Origin of the sequence: Streptomyces aurantiacus JA 4570 (assembly GCF_000414115.1) — a bacterium.
In the GTDB taxonomy this organism is placed as follows: domain Bacteria; phylum Actinomycetota; class Actinomycetes; order Streptomycetales; family Streptomycetaceae; genus Streptomyces; species Streptomyces aurantiacus_A.
Genome location: NZ_AOPZ01000422.1, coordinates 39,743 through 58,297 on the forward strand (window position 1 = coordinate 39,743; position 18,555 = coordinate 58,297).

The 18,555-nt window shown below is 69.4% G+C and carries 25 protein-coding genes; 2 read left to right on the top strand and 23 right to left on the bottom strand.

From position 1 onward, the window contains the following. Positions 1-51: 51 nt before the first annotated feature. From STRAU_RS32775 to STRAU_RS39365, 17 genes are all read right to left on the bottom strand, one after another. Entirely contained in the window at positions 52-192 is a 141-nt protein-coding gene (locus STRAU_RS32775; RefSeq protein WP_016644715.1) for a hypothetical protein, read from the bottom strand. A gap of 53 nt (positions 193-245) precedes the next feature. Next, on the bottom strand, positions 246-716 hold the full coding sequence (locus tag STRAU_RS32780; RefSeq protein ID WP_016644716.1) for a DUF7426 family protein: 471 nt from the start codon (positions 714-716) through the stop codon (positions 246-248). Then, positions 716-1,261: a phage tail tube protein gene (locus tag STRAU_RS32785; RefSeq protein WP_016644717.1), complete on the bottom strand. Its 546-nt coding sequence runs from the start codon at positions 1,259-1,261 to the stop codon at positions 716-718. The genes STRAU_RS32780 and STRAU_RS32785 overlap by 1 nt, the downstream gene beginning before the upstream one ends. Before the next feature lie 12 nt (positions 1,262-1,273). Next, the gene (locus STRAU_RS32790) at positions 1,274-1,705 is read right to left on the bottom strand and encodes a minor capsid protein (protein ID WP_016644718.1); all 432 of its coding nucleotides are present in this window, start codon (positions 1,703-1,705) and stop codon (positions 1,274-1,276) included. Then, the gene (locus STRAU_RS32795; protein ID WP_016644719.1) at positions 1,702-2,052 is read right to left on the bottom strand and encodes a hypothetical protein; all 351 of its coding nucleotides are present in this window, start codon (positions 2,050-2,052) and stop codon (positions 1,702-1,704) included. Before STRAU_RS32795 ends, STRAU_RS32790 begins: the two co-directional genes overlap by 4 nt. After that, positions 2,049-2,366, bottom strand: coding sequence for a hypothetical protein (locus tag STRAU_RS32800; RefSeq protein WP_016644721.1), 318 nt, complete (start codon positions 2,364-2,366; stop codon positions 2,049-2,051). Before STRAU_RS32800 ends, STRAU_RS32795 begins: the two co-directional genes overlap by 4 nt. Further along, positions 2,363-2,752: a hypothetical protein gene (locus STRAU_RS32805; protein ID WP_016644720.1), complete on the bottom strand. Its 390-nt coding sequence runs from the start codon at positions 2,750-2,752 to the stop codon at positions 2,363-2,365. Before STRAU_RS32805 ends, STRAU_RS32800 begins: the two co-directional genes overlap by 4 nt. A gap of 167 nt (positions 2,753-2,919) precedes the next feature. Next, complete coding sequence (locus STRAU_RS32810) at positions 2,920-3,771, bottom strand: phage major capsid protein (protein ID WP_016644723.1); 852 nt, start codon at positions 3,769-3,771, stop codon at positions 2,920-2,922. Between the two features lie 16 nt (positions 3,772-3,787). Further along, positions 3,788-4,495, bottom strand: a complete 708-nt coding sequence (locus tag STRAU_RS39360; RefSeq protein WP_016644724.1) for a hypothetical protein — start codon at positions 4,493-4,495, stop codon at positions 3,788-3,790. A 100-nt stretch (positions 4,496-4,595) separates the two neighbouring features. Then, the gene (locus STRAU_RS42620) at positions 4,596-5,114 is read right to left on the bottom strand and encodes a hypothetical protein (RefSeq protein ID WP_158692181.1); all 519 of its coding nucleotides are present in this window, start codon (positions 5,112-5,114) and stop codon (positions 4,596-4,598) included. A gap of 181 nt (positions 5,115-5,295) precedes the next feature. Further along, entirely contained in the window at positions 5,296-5,484 is a 189-nt protein-coding gene (locus STRAU_RS44545) for an Rmf/CrpP fold protein (protein ID WP_078621681.1), read from the bottom strand. Positions 5,485-5,502: 18 nt separating this feature from the next. Next, positions 5,503-7,734, bottom strand: coding sequence for a phage minor capsid protein (locus tag STRAU_RS32820; RefSeq protein WP_037663458.1), 2,232 nt, complete (start codon positions 7,732-7,734; stop codon positions 5,503-5,505). 25 nt (positions 7,735-7,759) lie between these two features. Continuing rightward, positions 7,760-8,089 carry a hypothetical protein gene (locus tag STRAU_RS42625; protein WP_158692182.1) on the bottom strand — a complete coding sequence of 110 codons (330 nt, stop codon included), beginning with the start codon at positions 8,087-8,089 and terminating at the stop codon, positions 7,760-7,762. A gap of 360 nt (positions 8,090-8,449) precedes the next feature. Continuing rightward, positions 8,450-9,928: a phage portal protein gene (locus STRAU_RS32825; protein WP_037663461.1), complete on the bottom strand. Its 1,479-nt coding sequence runs from the start codon at positions 9,926-9,928 to the stop codon at positions 8,450-8,452. Beyond that, positions 9,915-10,358, bottom strand: a complete 444-nt coding sequence (locus tag STRAU_RS32830; protein ID WP_016644727.1) for an HNH endonuclease signature motif containing protein — start codon at positions 10,356-10,358, stop codon at positions 9,915-9,917. The genes STRAU_RS32825 and STRAU_RS32830 overlap by 14 nt, the downstream gene beginning before the upstream one ends. A gap of 44 nt (positions 10,359-10,402) precedes the next feature. Further along, on the bottom strand, positions 10,403-11,635 hold the full coding sequence (locus STRAU_RS32835; protein ID WP_037663464.1) for a PBSX family phage terminase large subunit: 1,233 nt from the start codon (positions 11,633-11,635) through the stop codon (positions 10,403-10,405). Then, the gene (locus STRAU_RS39365) at positions 11,635-12,081 is read right to left on the bottom strand and encodes a helix-turn-helix domain-containing protein (RefSeq protein WP_016644729.1); all 447 of its coding nucleotides are present in this window, start codon (positions 12,079-12,081) and stop codon (positions 11,635-11,637) included. The genes STRAU_RS32835 and STRAU_RS39365 overlap by 1 nt, the downstream gene beginning before the upstream one ends. 318 nt (positions 12,082-12,399) lie before the next feature. Between STRAU_RS39365 and STRAU_RS40925 the strand changes: the two genes are divergently transcribed. After that, positions 12,400-13,305 (top strand): SRA domain-containing endonuclease, encoded by a 906-nt coding sequence (locus STRAU_RS40925; protein ID WP_259300045.1) that lies wholly within the window; start codon positions 12,400-12,402, stop codon positions 13,303-13,305. Between the two features lie 58 nt (positions 13,306-13,363). Continuing rightward, entirely contained in the window at positions 13,364-14,737 is a 1,374-nt protein-coding gene (locus STRAU_RS32845) for an ATP-binding protein (RefSeq protein WP_052029385.1), read from the top strand. Between the two features lie 73 nt (positions 14,738-14,810). On the opposite strand, the gene STRAU_RS32850 is transcribed toward STRAU_RS32845, so the two are convergent. The 6 genes from STRAU_RS32850 to STRAU_RS32875 all read right to left on the bottom strand — a co-directional run bounded on the left by STRAU_RS32850 (position 14,811) and on the right by STRAU_RS32875 (position 18,541). After that, positions 14,811-15,599, bottom strand: coding sequence for a hypothetical protein (locus tag STRAU_RS32850; RefSeq protein ID WP_016644731.1), 789 nt, complete (start codon positions 15,597-15,599; stop codon positions 14,811-14,813). Beyond that, positions 15,596-15,940, bottom strand: a complete 345-nt coding sequence (locus tag STRAU_RS32855; RefSeq protein WP_016644733.1) for a hypothetical protein — start codon at positions 15,938-15,940, stop codon at positions 15,596-15,598. The genes STRAU_RS32850 and STRAU_RS32855 overlap by 4 nt, the downstream gene beginning before the upstream one ends. Then, the gene (locus STRAU_RS32860) at positions 15,937-16,263 is read right to left on the bottom strand and encodes a hypothetical protein (protein ID WP_016644732.1); all 327 of its coding nucleotides are present in this window, start codon (positions 16,261-16,263) and stop codon (positions 15,937-15,939) included. Before STRAU_RS32860 ends, STRAU_RS32855 begins: the two co-directional genes overlap by 4 nt. Then, a complete protein-coding gene (locus tag STRAU_RS32865; RefSeq protein WP_016644734.1) occupies positions 16,260-17,066 on the bottom strand; it encodes a zinc finger domain-containing protein in 807 nt (268 codons plus the stop codon). Before STRAU_RS32865 ends, STRAU_RS32860 begins: the two co-directional genes overlap by 4 nt. Beyond that, on the bottom strand, positions 17,063-17,875 hold the full coding sequence (locus tag STRAU_RS41935) for a hypothetical protein (RefSeq protein ID WP_158692183.1): 813 nt from the start codon (positions 17,873-17,875) through the stop codon (positions 17,063-17,065). Before STRAU_RS41935 ends, STRAU_RS32865 begins: the two co-directional genes overlap by 4 nt. Positions 17,876-18,055: 180 nt before the next feature. Continuing rightward, positions 18,056-18,541: a hypothetical protein gene (locus tag STRAU_RS32875; RefSeq protein ID WP_016644736.1), complete on the bottom strand. Its 486-nt coding sequence runs from the start codon at positions 18,539-18,541 to the stop codon at positions 18,056-18,058. Positions 18,542-18,555: the final 14 nt, after the last annotated feature.

The window sequence follows — 18,555 nt, forward strand, 5'->3', positions numbered from 1 at the left end:
GCCCACCTCCTGTCGTGCTCGGTGGTGGGCGCGGGCCGCTACAGCGGCGGACTACCGCGGGGGTGTGTCAGGTGGTGCGAAGTGGCGCACGAGCCTGCTCTCGGCCGAGAGCAGGCCGAAGATCCGTACGCGCAGCCATCGCCAGGAGCGGTTGCGCATGAGGCGCCGGTCGCCGACGTCGACGCCGTACACCTCGTGGAGATCAGCCTCGATGAGCGGCCATTGGTCGAGGAGTTGGGGCCAGGTCAGCGACGCTTGCGCCGTGCGCGGGCCGGTGCCGGGCGGCCACTCGTACCACTCGAAGAGGCCGCTGACTTCGTCGTATTCGCCCCGCCCGATCGGCGCTGCTGCCGGTTCGGGGCCAGCCGAGAAGGGTCGCCACCGGAGGACCACACGCGCTCGGCGGCGGCCTTGTCCTGCACCACCCACGCAATGGCGGTGCGTGCCGCGTGCTTGAGGGCGGGCCAGGTGACGCCGTTGTCGAGCATCTCGTCGTAGGCGTCGCCGAGCAGGTCGCGGTACAGGTCGCCCTCGGCGGCGTCGCCGAGGGCTTCCTCGTCGACCTGTCCGCCGGACGCGGCGACCGCGGCGGCCTGCACGATGGTCTGTACGCGCAACCCGGTGTCCGCGGAGGGCGCGGGGATTGTGTAGCGGCGTCCGCCGATGGGGAGGATGAGCGTTTCGTCGAGCAGCTCGTCGAGGGCCTCGAACGCCATTACGCGGCCACCTCCTTGAGGGGCTTGTCGGTGACGGCGAGGGCGAGCGTGCCGCCGCCCGCAGAGGCAGCCGGGTTGGCGATCTTCGTGCGCTTGCCCTTGCCGGTCAGGGTGACCTTGACGGTGTCGAGGTCGTCGGCGGCGCCGCCGTCCGCCTCCCAGGTGACCAGGGCGCGGCCCTCGTACGCCTCGTCGCGGCCCTCACGGTCGTAGTAGCGCACGTGCACGCGCGAGGCGCTGCCGAAGTTCTCGGACGCGAGCCTGAGCTTTTCCTGCGCGGCGTTGAAAGCCCCGGTCGTGGGGTGGCAGCGATGGGCGAGCTTGATCTCGACGGACCACGCGAGCTCGGTCACGGTGGAGTCCGCCCACCCCTCGTCGTCATAGGTGGTGCTCTTCTGCTGGGTCGGTTCGACCTTGGGGGCGAATTCCTGAATGCCGGGGACCAGGCTCCATGCGGGGGTGGCGTCGGTGCCGGTGTTGAGTTCGAGGCGGTAGCGCCTCGCGAGTGCGGTCTCGGTCTCCGCCGGGGGCGTGGGCGTACTCAAGGGCGGGCCCTCCTAATCGAGGTGAGGGTGTGGGCGGTTGGCGCGCACGCGGTAGTTGCTGGTGCGCTCCTGGCGGCCGTTGGCGTCGGCGCCGAGCGAGCCAGCCGAGAAGCGGTAGATGAGCGTGATTCGGGCGGTGCCGAGGGTGAGCCGGCCGCTGGCGTGCAGGGCGGCGAATACCGCGTCGTCGAGGGCGGCGACCTCGCGCGGGTCGGGTCCGGCGCGGGTGCGTACCTGCACGGCGAGCACGGTGTCGGTGAGCGCGGCCGACTCGTCGATCGGATACGCGGTGAGCACGATGGCGCGGTCGGGCGCCTCGGGCATGACCGTGTCGGTGATGGCGGTCTCGCTTGCGGCGTATACGCCGTCGGGCCGGTATGTGCCGACGCCGTGCTCGTCGAGCAGTCGGGCCAGGCCCTCGACGACGTCGGGGAGAAAGGTCACCGCAGGGACCGCCGGACCTGTGCGGCGATGATCTCGGCGACGGTGTCGGCCTCTTCGACCATGGGGCCTTCGAGGTACTTCGCGGTGCGCCCCGCGTCGTGGCGGTAGGTCATCTCCTCGTGCTGGCGGACCGCGTACGGGGTGTCGTAGGACACGGCGGCGGTGAGGGCGCTCTCGTCGACGGTCGCCGTCCCGGAGCGTTCGAGGGTGGCCTCTTCGATCGGGACGCGGCGGCGTGAGACTTCGAGGGCGTGTTCGGCAGCGAGCCGCAGACCGCGGGCGGCGCCCTGGCGGGTTGCGGCGAGGGCGGCGTCGCCGTTCCAGCGGAGGCGTGCGCGCTGGGTCATTCGCACATCACCTCCGTACTGGCGGGCACGGGCAGGCCCGGCGCGGTGTGGTGGGCGACGGTGAGCGCGGTGGTGCGGCGGCCGTCGGGCAGCGTGATGCGTGAGCCGTTCGGGCAGGCCAGATCGGGGGCGGCGATGATCTGCGCGGTGGAGACGGTCTCGGCGCCCGTGCGGTCGCGCACGCGTTTGACGGTTGCGGCGACCAGGGCGCGGGCGGTGACTGCGGGGCCGTAGCGGGGCCCGTAGGCGGAGGTGCCGAGGTAGGGCTCGACCGTCACCTCGTGGCGGAGCAGCCACCCGGGGACGCGGTTCACCAGATCACCCCCGGAAGCAGTCCGGCCCGTGTGAGGGCGCGGAGCGCGCGCGGGGCGAGGTGGAGGTCGTCGGGTGTCTGGGGGCCGTCTTTGCGGCCGGAGAGGGAAACGGGGCCGATGCTCACGGAGTCCCAGCGGCCGGACGCTCCGGTGCCGTCGTCGCCCGTGGCGAGCTGGTACTCGACCTGAGCACAGACGGCGTGCCGGAGCGCGGCAACGGTGGGCGGGTCGGTGGGCATGCCCGCGTTGTCGGTGAGGTAGACGGCGGTGCGCAGGGTGTCGTCGACGTCCTCGGACGCGCGGGCGAGCAGCCGCTCGGCATCGGCCGGGGCCGGTCGGCCGGTCCACGCTGCGAGCTGCTCGGGGGTGGCGTAGACGCGGCCCAACGGCTACCCCTCTCGTCGCTTGGTGGCTGTCTTGCCCCGGGACGACGAACGCCCCGCGGCCGGTGGCTGCGGGGCGTCCTGGTCGGGCTCGGATGCGGTATCCGGATCGCTGCCCGGGGCGGGCTGGTGGTAGCGGCGCAACATCATGACGCGCGCCCCCTTTCTGATTAGGTGGCGGCGAGGGTGCCGACGCAGACGCCCTTGTCGTCCAGGCGCTTGACGGCGTAGTGCACGTTCGTGGTGATCACCGTGGTGCGCTTGAGGATGTCGCGGTCCGTCTCGACGATCGGACGCCGCTTGTACAGGGCGCCGAGGCTGTTGTTCTTCAGCACCATGAACGTCTTCGCGGCAATGCGGTTGGTGACGAACACCGGCACGCCCGCGATCGCGCCGATCTGCCCGGTGCGGACGGGGGTCTCGGCGCCGAGCTTTGAGGCATCGATGAATTGCGGGTCGGCGTAAGCCTCGGCCTGCTGGGCGGAGTTGAGGAACACGCCGGCAAACTCCGACGGTTCCCACTCGTCGCCGAACATCGCGATGGCCGCGACCAGCGTCGGCCAGGAGAACTTGGTCGTGCCCGCGGGGGCGGCGTACTTGTACGGCAGGCCGCCGCCCTGGGCGGTCTCGTCCGCCTGCGCCTGCACGATCAGGGCGGCGTCGACCTTGCGGGCGGCCAGAATGCCGAACTGTCGCTGGGCCTCGGCGCGCGGGTCGCCGAGACCGGTCAAGAGGGCCTTGTCGGTGATCTCGACGGCCTTGCCGGCCTCCTTGATGGTGGCCTTGCTGGACTCCTGGCCCATGACCGTGGTGCCCATGGCGGTGCCCTCGGCGAGGTCATCGAGCTCCCCCAATGCGGTCCACTTGGGGAAGTCGATGGAGTCGCCGGGCTGGCCGACGAGGGTCTCGTCGGTCAGGACGGCACCGGAGTTGAGGACGCGGACGGCGCCGGTGAACTTGGCCTGAGCCAGGTCGGCCCACACCTCGGGCACGATCAGGTTGGCGGCAATGGTGGTGGGCACTGAGGGGCTCTCCTAGCTACGGGGTACCGGCAAGGCGCCGGTAGGTGTCGGGGTCGGACTGGAACAGCGCGGCGCGCGCGGCGTAGTCCATGGCGGCGAACTGCGCCGGGGTGACGCCCCCGGACGGGGGGCCGGTGAACTCGGCGCCGCCGCGGGGCGCGCCGGTGTGCTGGGCCTCGGCGGCAAGGCGCGGGTTCGCCGTCACGGCGGCCTTGATGGCGGCGGTGACGGCGTCGGTGTCGGCGGGGTCGAGGGTGGCGGCCGCCGTCGCGAACGCGCGGGAGTCGAGCAGTGCGTCGGGGTTGGCGCCGGCGCTCGGCGCGGTGCGGTGGACGGCGAGCTCGACGGCGGTCGCGCGGGCCTGCTCCTGCGCGGTGGTGAGTTGCTGGGTGAGCTGCTCGGGCGTGGCCTGCTCGTCGTCCTTGATCAGGCCGAGGGCCTTGCCGATGTCCTGGGTGAGCTGCTGCACCGCGTCGTCGGCGGCCTTCTGCTTGGCCGTGACCCTGCTCTTGCCGGCTTCGGCGCGCGCGGCGGCGAGCTCAGATTCGAGACGGGCGATGGTGGCCGCGCTGTCGTTGTGCCCCTGTTCGGCCGGTGCCGGGGGCGTGGCCGGATCGGGCGCCGATGTCGGCGGTGTGGCGGGCGTCGGATCCGGCCCGCTGGGGGCGGCGGGAGCTCCCTGCGGGGCGCCGGCGGGGGTGCTGCTCGTCGAGGTGTCGCTCATGCGGGTGCACTCCTGGTGCGAGTGGGCGCCCGCTCCTCGCGGGCGCGTGCGGGTATGCAAAAGGGCCCGCCAGCGGCGGGCCCTACATGGAGATCGGAAACTAGCTTGGCTGCTCCCATACGGTTACGGCGAACTGCACAGGGCCAGCTGTCGGAGCGGCCACGGTGCGCAGATAAGCAGTTCGGCCTTCTTTGCTCTGGATGCACAACCGGGCGCCCCGGGCCAATGGGGTGTTGTAGATGCCGTTCTTTTCGATCTTCTCGTTGCACTCCCGCTCACTGGGAGCCGGACCAGACCCGGGAAGCAGTGCCATGGTCAGGGAGCTGTCTTCGGTGCCGATGTCCGGCCCGTCAGTGTTAGCGCCGATGAAAATGTCTGAACCCTCGTTAGACGGGCCGACTAGAGGCGGCTTGGAATCGAGGTCGATGTCTCCGCCACCGCTGTCTAACGCGATGCGGATGCCTCCTGTGTACCTGACCTTCGGAGCGGCTCCCTCATCCTCGTTGCTGACCGTTGCAGAAGGCGTTGCCTGCTTGCCTGGGGCACTCCCGCCGGACGGTTCCGAGTCCGCAGAGGACGACCCCCGGCTGACCAGTACAGTCACGATGATTCCCACCACGGGAATCACGATCCCGATAAACCACCATGCCCACCGGGGCTGGTGCGGCGGGGGCGGAGAAGGAAGCGGGGGCGCAGGCGGCGCGGGAGGAGTGCGCGACGCGGAGCTACCAGGGTCCATGGTCATGACCACTTAACTTACGGTTTCCCGGCCTCTTGTGGCTTGTGCTTGTCGGATTCGTTCACGCCCTCGGGCGTGGGATCTGAGAGCTCGTAGCTACCGATGACCGGCGGCCCGCGGTGTATCCGCGCACCCACGCGGGGCGGCGCAAGTCGCTGGCCGGGTAGGGACAAGCGGTCACGGGCTGCCGGTCGCGTCCGGCCTGCTGGCCTTCGTTGATCGCGTGTACGAGCTGCTGCCGCGGTCCCATAGAGCGGGTGCCTCCTGCTCAAAATCGGTTCTGTTGATCGCCGAGGCTTCGCCGTGCACGGTCGCCCTCAGCGGTACGTACCCCGGTGAGCTTCTCAGTGTATTCGGCCAAGGTGAGCCGCGGCTCGACCTCGGACCAATACCGTCTGAGCTCTTCCGAGGCCCGCGCAAACGCGACGTGCGCCGGCCCCGAGAACAACGACTCAGGGTCGATCCCCTGCGCCTGGGCGCGTCGATTGAGCAGGTACCCGCGACACCAGTCCTCGGCAGCAAGCCACTGCCGATAGCAGTGCTCCCGGTACAACTCCCGTATCTCCGCCCGGGTGTATGCCGCCTGCGCCGATTGCTGTGCTTCTTCCCGCTCGGCGATCCAACGCTCGGTGGCGGTCATGCCCACGTACGGGTCGTCGGGCGGGTCAGAGAAGACCACGGCCCACGCGGCGGCGCCGGGCGCCGGCGCGAGGGCCTCGTCGATCGCACGGGCGTCGGCGAGCTGTGCCTCGGGCCCGGTCGCGTTGCTCGGCTCGGGCAGCTCCGCAGGATACCGGCGGTCGAGCTCGGCGGCGATGCGCTCGGCCTCGTGCGGCTGCGTGTAGCGAAGCGCCCACCCGAGGACCTCGTCGCCGACGCCGGACAGATCAGCGGCCAGGTGCCCGCCGGGGAACAGGTCGGCGAGCAGGCGGCGCCGGTGGGCCTCGGTGGCGATGGCCAAGCGCTCGGCCTCGTCGTCGACGTTGCGGGCACGGTCGGCGAGCTGCGCCTCGGACAGGCCGACCAGGTCCGCGCGGGCCTCGGGAAGGCGGGCGGCGACGTCGCGCCGGTCCATCTCCGCCATGACCCGTAGCGTGTCGCCGTCGTCGAGGTGTCCGAAGACGGTGGCGAGCTCGTGGTCGCTGAACGCGAGCAGGTCGCCGGCGAGCCTGCCGCCGAGGCGGATGCGGGCGAGCAGGTCGTCGAGGTCGCGCCGGTCGGCCTCGGCCTCCACCCGTGCGCGGGCCCGGTCGTCGAGCAGGCGGGAGCCTTCGGCGGCGGCGAGCTGCTCGTCGCTCATCTCCCGCGGCGTCCGCTCGTCGCCTGACCAGAGGCGGGCGGCGTCCACCTGCTCGGGCGTGGCCTCGCGGCGCGGCTCCGGCAAGTTCGATGCGCCGGGCTGCTCGCGGTGGCGCAGACGGCGAAGGTCGGGGTGCGCGGCGAGGTGGTCGCGCATGGCGCCCTGCCACTGGCGGACCTTGAGGCGGGCCGCGCGCTGCGCCTCGGGCGTGATCGCGGCGGCCTCGCGCCGCTTGTACTGCCGGATGCGGCGCTCGATGGCGCGCTGTCGCTGCCCGGCTTCGTACCCGGCGGGGTCGCTCTCGGCGGCCTCAGTGCGGGTGAGGCCCGGGGTGTAGGCGCTGACGCTGTGGCGGCAGTTGGGATGCTGAAATCCGGCGAGGCGGGCCTCGTCGAGCGTCCCGGCCACGCGCACGGGGATCATGCGGCCGTCGTTGAGGGCGTGCTCGACCTCGACCGTGCGCTCACCGGTCGGCCCCTCGATGGCCAACACGCGGCCTTCCCAGGGTCGGCACAGGGGGCACTCGCGCGGCGCGTCGGACACGACGACCAACTCGACACCGGCGTCGGACAGGGTCCGCATGTGCGCCTCGGTCGCCGCGCGGCCGACGCTCGTGCGGACAGCCATCTCGGCATAGGAGGTGAGTTGCCACCGGCGGCCGGCTCGGTCGGTGAACGCGCGGATGCCCGCGTCGGCGAACCTGCGCATGGCGTCCTGGGTGGCCCGGCGGCGGGTGCCGATGCCGAGCAGGGGCGTGGCGGTGACCTCGGCGACGATGGCGCGGAAGGTGTCGACGACGGCCCGCAGAATCGAGCGGTGTGTCGAGGTGACGCGGTCGATGGTCTCGGCGGCGAGCCGGTCCACAGCCTGTGCATTCGGCGTGACGTCGTCGACCAGGGCGCGCGCCTCGTCGGACAGGGCGCCGAGCTCGGCGACTGCGGCGCGGTGCCCGACGTTGTACGCCTCGGCGACCACGTCGAACACACCGAGCTGCATGGCCTTGCCCAACTCATCGACTACACCCTGAGAGGCGCGGCGCAGTGACTGGACGGCGGCGAGCTTTCGCTCGACCCACCCCGGAGCATCGAGGCCGTCGGCCAACTGGCGCGCAATGATGCCCAGTAGCCGTAGCTCTGCCTGCTCGTACAGGGCGCGGGCGCGTTCGGCGAGGGGTTCGACCATGCCGGGGTGAATCGGCACCCGCTCACCCCCTGATGATGCTGGTTCAGGCGCCGCCACGTCCGGTTGCGGCTCCACCGAGTAGCCCAAATATGCTGCCAACACCTGAGCTAGCCGCCGTTTTGAGGGTGTCTGCGGCGTTCTTTGTTGTCTCGCTCTCGGAGCCGAAAATAATCAAGCCGTAGTAGCCCAACCAGAATGCCGCGGTAAAGGCTACGACGACGATGAAGATCATTTTGAAGTGGGCGTCGATGGCAATGAGTGCCCCGGCGGTTGGGTCGCCGTTCGGTCCTGGTTGTGGAAGCTGTTCACCGGTAGGCGCAGAGCTACCAGTTGTTTCATCTGGCTGGGGCTGAGGGCCCGACGGCGAGGTCATTCTGGTTCCCCGCCCTGGCCGCGTGCTGAACCACCCGGCTTTGGGGGTAATGGGTCATGGGCGCCGTCTCTGTGACTTTCCTTGCCCGATTGGTGAATGCGAACTGTGCCGGAAACTTCGCCGAATTTTATGCCGGTCGACGAGTCACCTAGCGCAACATTGGCCTGAGACCTGCTGCGCGGGCTTTCTAGTGATTCGCGTGCGATCCAACGGACCACCGAACGGCGCCCTGTGAGTAGCAAGATCGCCATTCCAGGTACGGTGCTGATGATCCACTGCCACCACTCCATGGAGCCCCCCAGTGACGAGCGTCATTCACGATGATGGCGCAGGGTGGCGCAAAGTACAGCCGAACGCACGCTAGATGTGCGGGAAAGTTCCGACGGGGTCGGGCACGGCTGCTCCGGTTTCGGCGAGGATTGCGGAGACCTCGGCTTTGACTGCGGTGTCGTCCCAGTCGGGGTGCAGGATCTTGACCTTCGTGCCCGTGGAGACGGCGCCTGCGCGGCTGAGTAGGTCGAGTGTGGTCGCGCGGGCCTGCTCGGACTCGGTGACTCCGTCGCCGAACTCCACGTGTGGACGCTCGGGTGTGATGCGGCGGCCGAACTGGACGGCATCAAGCTGCAATTGCACGTGCGTCATGTCGGCGATGCCGTGACGCCAGTACCCGGCCTTCTTGCGCGTGGTGACCATGCTCCGTTGGTCGCGACTGTCGACCTCGGTCGCGGTCACGGCCTGGCCCTCGCCGTCGAGGCCGAACGACTGCGGCGAGTACCCCGCGGCCTGGGCTGCCTGCCGGGTCAGGGACTCGGCCGTGACGCGGTGTTCCTCGACCCGGATCGCGAACTGGGCCAGGGTGATGCTCGCGCCGTCGTTGGGCGGCATCTTCAGGGCCTGCCAGACCTCGCGGTCGTCGTCGAACGAGGCGCCGTTGCCGGGGCCTTCGTCGCGCATGTACCCGTCCGGGATGATCAGGCGGGCGCGGGCGAGGCGGATGTCGCGCATCCACGAGGTCCATGTCTCGTCGAGCGCGTCGAACAGGTCGTAGATCGGGGCGGCGTAGTCGCTGCGGCCGATGTCGAAGCCGCGGTGCAGCCGGTTGGGCAGCATGTTCGGCACGTACGCGGCGGTGAGGTCGCGGATGCCGGTGGCGATGCTGACGCCGTCCTGGCCGAGGGAGTCGGCCAGGCTCGCGGTTTCGTAGTGCTCGGTGAGGGGGACGGCGCGGCCGAGGTTGTCGGCGGTGCCCTCGTACAGGGCGTGCAGGATGAGGCCCGGCTCGTGCCGCTCGATGTGGCGCCACACGGTCGCGTCGGTGCTGCCGGGAAGCTCCCGCCAGAAGCTCACGGCCCGCAGCATGCCCCACCGGAACTCGGGCAACGCTGCGTCGGGCTGCATGACGGTCATGAGCGGGCGGTCGGCGAGTTCGCGGTCCCAGGTGACGCGCAGGAACACCCCGGACAGGGCGGCGGCCTGCTCGGCGGCACCGAGCAACGTCTGTTGGGCGCGGCCCTCGTCGAGCAGCTCGTCGAGGCGGGCCTGAGTCGCCGTGTCGCCGACGGTGATCGTCGGCATGTCCGCGAACAGCAGGTCGGCGGAGGTGCTCGCGATGTCGCCGGCGAGTGGGACGTGCAAGCGGTGGTCCCTGCGGCCGACGCGGTGCTCGGCCGACTTCCTGCCCCACAGACGGCGCCGCTCGGCGGGCCGCTGGTGGTGGGTGTAGACGCGGGCCAGGCGGCGGGCGTCGCCGGTGTACCACGCGTCGTTGATGCGCATTTCCGCGAGCTGGGCGGCGAACTCAGGGGGTGGCCACGGGGTGCCAGAGTCAGGCAGCGGCACGGTGCACCCCCCGTCGTCGGTGTCGTGAGCGGGCACGTGCGGCGGCCCGGCAGGTGCGGCACTTGCGGGTGCCGTTGGCGGGGTCGCGGTAGGTGTTGGCCGTGGTGAATGCGTGGCCGTGAATGCAGTGCGTCTGTCGTGCCTTGTGGGCGCAGAATCCGACGCCGCGCAGGACGTTGGTGCGGTGCGGGACCGCTTCGAGGTGGTCGGGATTGGCGCACGCCCGGTTGCGGCACAGGTGGTCGAGTTCGAGCTCAGCCGGTATCAGCCCGCGGACAGCGGTGTACGCGACGCGGTGCGCGTACTGGGTACGGCCGTCGAGCCAGAACTGCCCGTAGCCGTTGGCGGCTATATGGCCGGTCCACTGCCAGCATCCGCTGTCGGTGCCGATGAGGCGGGCGAGGAATCGGTCGGTCCACAGGTCCGGCACGGCCCCCCCGCGGCTATCTCAGATCGGGCGCCGGTGCGCCGGCGTCAGGCGGCCTGCGGCAGCAGGGGACGCCACTCCTGGGCAGTGCTGTGCACCACGTAGCGCAGGGCGTCGAGGCTGTGGTCGTCGCGCTTGACGGGCTTGTCCTCGCCGCGCTCGGCGGCCTCCTCGGACCACACGTAGCCGGGCAGCTCGTCGAGCAGGCCCGTGCATGAGCGGTGGATGCGCAGCAGACCGGAGTCGAGGGCGGTCGCGGTCGAGCAGATCCCGTCGATGACGGCGTTGCTGGCCTTGGCGATGCCGGGGTGCCCGTCGTGCCAGAGCTGCACGGAGAAGGCGGCGGCGCTGGGGTCCACGAACGTCCACTCCGGCTCGACGCCGAGGTCGGCCAGCCACGCGCGTAGGCCGGCGGAGTATTGCGCGTCGGTCATCTGTCGGTGCACCTTGCGCGCCTCGTGGCGCCACTCGGCCACGACGTACAGCCGGTTGTCGTCGCCCAGGCCGAGCAGTACGGCGGCGAAGGGGTTCGACGTGCCGTGGTCAACACCCACCCAGTGCCGGGTCACGGTGGGCAGTTCGTCAACGACGTGCCGGGCCTCGTCGTACATGTCGTAGATCGCGCCCTCGGCCACGACCCACGCCCCGTCGATCATGCGGCGGCGCCAAAGACCTGTGTACTCCGCGGTCAGTGACGCGACATAGGCCGGTGACAGTGACGGGTTGTCGGCGAGCTTGAAGTGCCAGGCGGCGAGGTCGAGTTCGTTCGCGCGGTCGAGGTAGTCCGTGCGCAGCCAATGCCGCGGCGAGTCCGGATTCGTGGTGCCGAGCAGCTTGGCGCCGGGCACGGAAAGACGGGCGAGCAACTGCACGAAGAACGGCTCCGGCAGCAGGGTGATCTCGTCGACGTAGGCGAGCGCGGCCGTCAGGCCGCGCAGCCGCCCCTCGGCCCGTGCGTCGCTCGCGCCGATCAGATGGACGACGCGCCCCATGATGACCGCTGTGGTCGCACCGCGGGTGTGGCGCACCTCGTCGGCGACGTCCCCGAACAGGGCGGGATCCTGCAACGGCTCGATGATGTTCCGCTCGATCGTTTGCAGGCTGCGCCCGCAGATGACGATCAGGCCCGTTGCGGGCGCGCGGCGGATGAGCAGCACGAAGCACAACAGGCTCGCGATGGTCTTGCCGGAGCGAACCGAGCCGTGCCAGATGTTGATGCGCGCGCGGGCCTGGCGGATGGAGTCGAGCTGTTTGTCGGACAGGGGGAGAGGGGCGGACATCACTCCCCCTCGCGGTCACCTCCGGCCGGACCGATCAGGGCGTCGGCGAGGCGGTCGAGCATCGCGGTGCCCTTGCTGCCGGTCCCGCTCTGGCGGGCGAGTTCGGCGACGCGAGCGTGTACTTCGGTCAGAGCGCGGGCAGCGGTGGCGTGGTCGCGGGCATCGCGTGCGCTGTCCGCGGCCGTAGTGCGCTCGACCTGGCCGAGGGCGCCGTCGAGGGCGTCGTCGGCGAGCTGCTCGCGCCGTGCGGCGGCATCGGCCCGGTGTGCCTCGGTCGCAGCGGCGACGCGGGCGCCACCGGCGAAGGCGAGGCCGAGGTCGGCTGCGATCTTCGAGACGCTCGACGGGCTGCGGCCGATGGCGCGGGCGATGGCGTTACGGGTCTTGCCTTGACTGTGCAGTTCCCGGACCCGGGTGCGGTCGCGGTCGGTGATCGGCTCGGCCACGAGATCACCTCCCGCGGGCGGACATGCAAAGGCCCCGCCGCAGGAGGGGGGAGCGCGGCGGGGCGAGAGGAGGGGCCTGATTCCGGGCACGCCGGAGGCGCCCCCAACATTAGGTCACGAAACAATAACGGCGCAACCGTGGGGTCGCGCCTCTCGTGCTGGCGGGGCGGTTCGCTGACCCGGGGGCAGGCGTACCGCTGGGGCAAACCCCCTTGGCTCAGGGTTTCGGCGCGCAAAGTGGTGGACCCCGCGCCGCGATGGGCGGTAGCCTCCATATTTAGGGTCGGAATCTGCCCTAAAATTTTCGGAGGCTTGCGCGTGACGGATTGGAACATCGAGGTCGGAGAGCAGCTCAAACGGGTGGCGATCCATGAGGAGTACGGCGGGCGCAGACAAGGGGGGATCGGACCGTCGCGTGTCACGCCGAACGTCCTGCTGTTCACTGATCCGGCCAAGGGGCACAGGCATGGCTACTTCGACGGATGGGGAGATGACGGTTGCTACCACTACGCAGGTGAGGGGCAGGTGGGCGACCAGAAGATGACGCAAGGGAACCTTGCGATCTTCAATCACGAGCGGGACGGCCGTGCTCTGCGCCTCTTCCGCGGAGTCTCGTCTGGCGTGTGTCAGTACCTGGGACAGTTCACCCTGCCTGCCGAGCGTCCGTGGTACCTAACTGACGCTCCAGAAACGGGCGATGGGCCGGTTCGAAGCGTGATCATGTTCCGCTTGCGGCCCATCGATGCCGCACCCCGGGAAGGGGTGCAGTTGCCATACACGCCGCCGCCTGAACTGCGAGTGGACGAAGTGGATGTTGAACAGCAGCACACAGAGCGATCTCTCGTAGACCCGGCACGAGAGCCGTATGAGGCCGAGCGTCGAGAAGCGGCGCTAGCCCTCGCCTATGCAGAACATCTTCGGTTGCTGGGCCACAAGATTGTGCGGCAGCGGATTACTCCCCCGGGCGAGCTCAAGCCACTGTATACGGACATCTTTGATGCGACCGAAAATGTCTTGATTGAGGCTAAAGGGTCGGTGACGAGAGAGGCTGTGCGGACAGCGATCGGACAACTCTTCGACTATCGCCGACATATTAATCCCCGCCCATCGCTTGAACTGCTTGTTCCGTCAAGGCCAAGGCAGGATTTGATTAACTTGTGCGGCGATGTGCAAATTTCTGTGATCTGGCCGGATGGAGACAACTACGTAAGCTCCTCTGGTTGAGTGGGCCACCAGGGTAACGAATCGGCAATTCAGGGGAATTTGCCAAAGAGGGGGATCGGTGTTCGACGCGGTAAACATCTCGCTGGACGAGAAGCAGCGTCTACTCAGCCAGCACGAGGGGCATTTCCTTGATTTCAAGGATCGGAGGATTGCTCCAGCCAAGGTTGCGAAGGCGGTCTCTGCGTTCTGTAACGCAGACGGTGGCGACTTGTACATCGGGGTTTCTGAGTCGTCTGCCGGTGGAAGCTTCACGTGGGACGGATTCCCGGATCCTGAAGACGCAAATCAGCTTGTGCACGTACTGGAGGAGGTCTCTCCATTCGGTACAGACATCGATGGGGAGTTCCTCAGTGTCGAAGGCGAGAGTGGATTCGTCCTGCATGTTAATTCCCGTAAGTCTCGCGTCATCAGGAGGGCCCCGGACGGGAAGATCTACAAGCGTCTTGGTGCGCAGAACGTTCCGGTTGTGTCGGATGAGCAAGTGCTTGCCCTCCGCCGCCAGAAGGGAATCGAGTCCTTCGAGACCGAGACGCTGCCGATCGACCTGAGGGTCGTCACCAACTCTGAGGCGATCATCGAGTACCTCCTTACGGCCGTCCCGGTCGGAGAGCCGGAAACGTACCTCCACAAGCAGCACCTCACCGTGGCCGGGAAGCCTATTGTGGCAGCTGCGTTGCTGTTCGCGGACGAGCCGCAGGCATGCCTTCCTAAGCGGTGTGGGATCAAGATCTATCGGTACAGTAGCGAGGAGCAATCTCGCGATCGCCTCGTTGAAGATCCGGCCACGATCGAAGGTCCTCTGTACAAGCAGATCTACGACGCTGTTGATCGAACCGTTGATATCGTAGCTGCTGCCGCCTTCCTCGATGAAGACGGCCTGCGCAGCGTGCGGTATCCGCATGAAGCTCTCCACGAGATCATCACTAATGCTGTCCTGCACCGTGATTACTCCATCACGGACGACGTGCACGTTCGGATCTTCGAGAATAGGATCGAAATTCAAAGCCCGGGGCGCCTCCCTGGGCATATCACCGTAGATAACATTCTGGACGAGCGGCTCAGTCGGAACCCCTACTTGGTCCGCCACCTGAACCGATTTCCGAACCCCCCGAATAAAGATGTCGGCGAAGGGCTCAATACTGCGTTCGAGTCCATGAAGAAGCTGAATCTTAAATCACCCGAAATCAGCGAGACGGACAACGCTGTCCTAGTGGTGGTTCGGCACGAGAGCCTCGCGTCGCCCGCTCAGCAGGTGGTCGACTTCCTAAAGTCGAATGACTCCATTCGCAACGAGCAGGCTCGTAAAATGACGGGTGTTGATAGTGAGAGCAAAATGAAAAAAATCTTCGAAAGCCTAATTAAGGCGAAGGAAATTGAGCACAAGCCTGGAACGGCAGGTCGCGGTTACGCATATCAGATCCGCCGGAAATAGCGAGGCCAGAGCGGACAGCGATAGAAGTCCGTCACTAGCTCGTGGGCATCTACCGCTCAGCCACTCAAGTTGCTCAGATGTTGGTTCCCTGGTGATACCCCGTGTCGAGAGCGGCGAGGAGGCGCAGCAGGTCAGGCCAGGGCCAGTTGCGCCGACCGTGCTCGTCGAGGCCCACTGTCGCGGTGCAATCGGGCCCGGTCGAACAGGTCACAGTCGGAGGTTGCTGGGGGCCGGTGTGCAGTTCGAGCTCGCCGGCGCACCACGGACATGCTCGACCCGGTAGGGGCGTGCTGCGTGGGTCGAGGCCGAGCGTCCGCAGCAGTCGACCCTCCGCGACCCGTGCCGTACGCCGCGCCTCGTGCAGCAGATGCGGCGGCAGGGGAGCGAACGGCGGCGCGCCGAGGGCGCCGTCGAGCTGCCGCTCGGGTCCGGTGTCCTCGTCACGCACACGGCCCTCGACCCACACGCACGCGAAGTGCACCCCGTGTGCCCGCGACCCTGCCGCGCTCCGCGCGCCTGCTGCGCCCGGGTTCTGGAACTCCCACCGGCGCGGGTCGCCGTGCTCGGCGTGCTGGACGCCGGCGGCGAGGGTGTCGGCGAGGGCGAACACGGCGCGTTCAATAGCGAGGCCGGTGTCGAGCGCATCCACGTTCAGCGGGGCGGGGTGCTCGCGCAGCACGAGCGGGTCACGGTCGACGACATCGAGCTGCTCGTCACCTGCGGTGCGCAGGGTGTGCGCGAGCTGCCGCGGCGGCCACACGTCCGCGGGCGGGGTCTCGATGGCCAGCAGCAACTCGCCCCACTGCTCACGGATGGTGCGCAGGGCGGCGACGGTCTCGTGTACGGCGGTGGCGTAGCTCATCGGCGCCCCGCCATAGCCGTGTGGCCGCGCAGGTCCTCGGCCTTGGCGGCGTACTCGTCGCGCTCGACCTCGGTCTCGGCGATGCACTGCTCGGCGGCCTCGACCCGGCGCAGCAAGCGCATGGCTGCTGCCTGCTGTCCGCCGGCACTACGGCGGTAGGTGTCGCACTCGGCGACCTCGGCCTCGACGTCTGCGCGCAGTCGAGCGGCTTCCTCCGCGGTGAGCACGCCCCGATCGGCCCGGGTGAGCAGGACGTGCAAGCGGGCACGTCGGGCCTCCCGCTGGCTGTCGCGCTGCTCGCGGCGTCCGCGGCGGGAATCGGTACGGGCGTGGGTGTTCATCGTGCGTCCCCCTCGTTCAGTGCGGTGCAGGTGGCGCAGTGCGGCGGGCACGCGCCGCGGGTGCCGGACGCGTGCGGTCGTCGGAGTCCTGAGCGGTCCGCGCGGGCACGGCGGGTCAGGTGGGCGGCGAGGCGCCGAGCGCGCGAGGTCTCCCGCGCGCGAGGCGCGACCGGTCGTGGCTGCGTGGTGCTGGTGATCTCCCATCCCTCGATGGCGAGGCGGTCGGCGAGGGATGCGGCGGTGAGCGTGGCGAGGTGTGGTGGCACGTCGAGTTCGTCGGTGAGGTGGGCGGCGATCGTGGCGCGCGCTGCGGCCGGGGTCATCGGTGGGTGCCTCCGGAGGTGTGGCGGGCGCGGCGTTCGCGCGGGGTGGGGGGCTGGCACATAAGGCGGGCGAGGCGGACCTGCTCGGCGTCGTCCTGGTCGTCCTGGTCGCCGAGTTGGGCGACGACGACCTCGATGCGAGAGGGGTGCACGCCGCTGATCTCGCGGTGTCGGCGGTAGCCGCTGCGGCAGCGTTTGCCGGTCTCGGCGCGGCAGTGCGGGCACTTGGCGCCGAGTGGGTCGGGCAGTCCCTCTGCGACGAGTGCCTCACGCCGGGCCTGGGCGGGGCGGAACGGCGCGAGCTCGGCGGCGACGTGCTCGGGCAGGTAGCGGCGGGGGCCGTGGTCGCCTTGGGCCATGAGGACGGCGAGACGTTTCTGCCCTGCGGGATCGATCACCGCGCGGTACTGCGCGGGCGGGGTGTGCCCGTGGGCGACCGCGGCCCGGGTGCCGAGCAGTTCCTCGCGCCACGCTTCCGGGTCGTCGGGGTCGGCGGCCGGTACGGGGTCGGTGTGCCGGTTCATGAGCTCGGCGCGGTGGGGCGCCCATGCGGCGAGCACGTCGTGTGGCTCGACCGCGCGGAACTGCGCCGAGCGGTCGCCGCCGCGCTGCTCGTAGTAGCGGCGCACAGCCTGCGAGGCGTCCCAACCGGTGTCCGTCAGGGTCGCGGGCACGTCGGCGAGGACGGTCGTCCAATCGGCGATGGTGCGGGCAGACTGCTGCGGGTCGGCGAGGGCGCGGCGCACGCGGGAGTCGAGGCGGCCGGCGTAGGCGAGTAGGGCGGCGATGTGTTCGTCGATCATGAGGTGCCCTCCTTCTGGGCTTTCAGCAGGGCGAGGCCGGCGGCGAGGTTGTCGGTGTAGGCGGCGGGGCCCGGGGAGCGCAGCGCCACGACGTTGGAGCCGGGGTGGGCGGACGGTGCGCGGTTGAGGTCGCCCCACACGCGCATCCAGTAGCGGGCCGGTTTCGGCTCGGTACCGGGTTGGGTGCGCCGGGCGGCGAGCTCGACGAGGGCCTCGACGCCGTGCTGCTGGACAAGACGCCAGACGTCGCGCTGCTCGCCGAGTCCGAGGGACCAGCGGACGGCGACGCCAGCGGAGGCGAGGGCGGCGCCGAGGGGGTGCAGTTCGGAAATCAGCAGGGAGCAGGCAGGAGCGTTCGCGCGCGGCTGCTGCTGTGCTTCTCGTTCCTTCCTGTTCTTCTTGTTCTGGGGGCCGGTTCCCGCTCCCCCTCGGGCTGGATTCCAGCCCTCTTCCGTACCGGATTCCGGCCCCCAGGGGGCCGGTCCTCGGTCCGGGCCAGAATCCGGCCCGGACCGTTTTTCGGCCCCGTCTGTGCGCGTGTGGTCTGCGACGAGCGGTAGGTGGTAAACCGTTTCTCCGCGGGGCCCCGTGACACCCTGGACGACGGCGAGCTCGCCCGAGTCGAGCAGCGCGTCGACAGCGTCGCGCACGGTCGAGCGGGCCGCACGGGTGCGCTGCACGAGCATCGCGGTACCGGCGTAGGCGACGGCGTCCGTGTTCGCCTTGTCAGCTATGGCGAGCAGCACCGTGCGAGCGGTGCCTCGGGCGGTGGCGTGGTCCCACACCCAATCCGTCGCGGCGCGGCTCAACGACCCGTCTCCTCACTGGTGTTGGTGCCCCGGGCGTCTCGGGATGTCCGGCGAGAGCAGCGGGGGTATGCAGGGGGCAGCGATAGCCGGTTAGGTAGCGACGTACGCCGATGGCGTTGCATCGGCGGCTGGCGGTGTCATCCCAATGCCCGCACAGCAGAGGAACGGTGGGCCCGTAGCTCACTGCGCGGCGTCGGCGGCGACTGCCTTTGGCCCGCCGGCGGTTACCTCATGTCCCCCGACGTACCGGGCGTAGACGAGGTGCTCTTTGTTCTTGCCCTCGCCGACCGTGCAGGCGACGGCCTCGAACGACCCCGCCGGCTCGTACGCGGCCAGGCGGCCGGTCTTGATGGCTTGCGCCGCGGAAGATGCGCGGCTGATCGATGCCGGCTTGCGCACCACGCCCCACACGTGGGGCTTTTGCCGCAGCTCGGCAGCGATGCGTGCGTGCTTGGTGTTCTTGTGCTGGGGCGGCGGTCCGATGAACTCAACGTCGCTCACGTGCTGATCTCTCCTCATGCTGCCTTCGGCCGCTTGGCCTGCTCGGCGCGGGCGCGGTGAATGTGCGGGGGCGAGGGCTCGGCGGACGAGGTCGAGCTGCTCGGGCGTCGGCTCTGGCCATTCGTCGGCGTCGGGCGGCGTGATCTGCGGCACCCGGTCGGCCATGGCTCCCCCTTCCA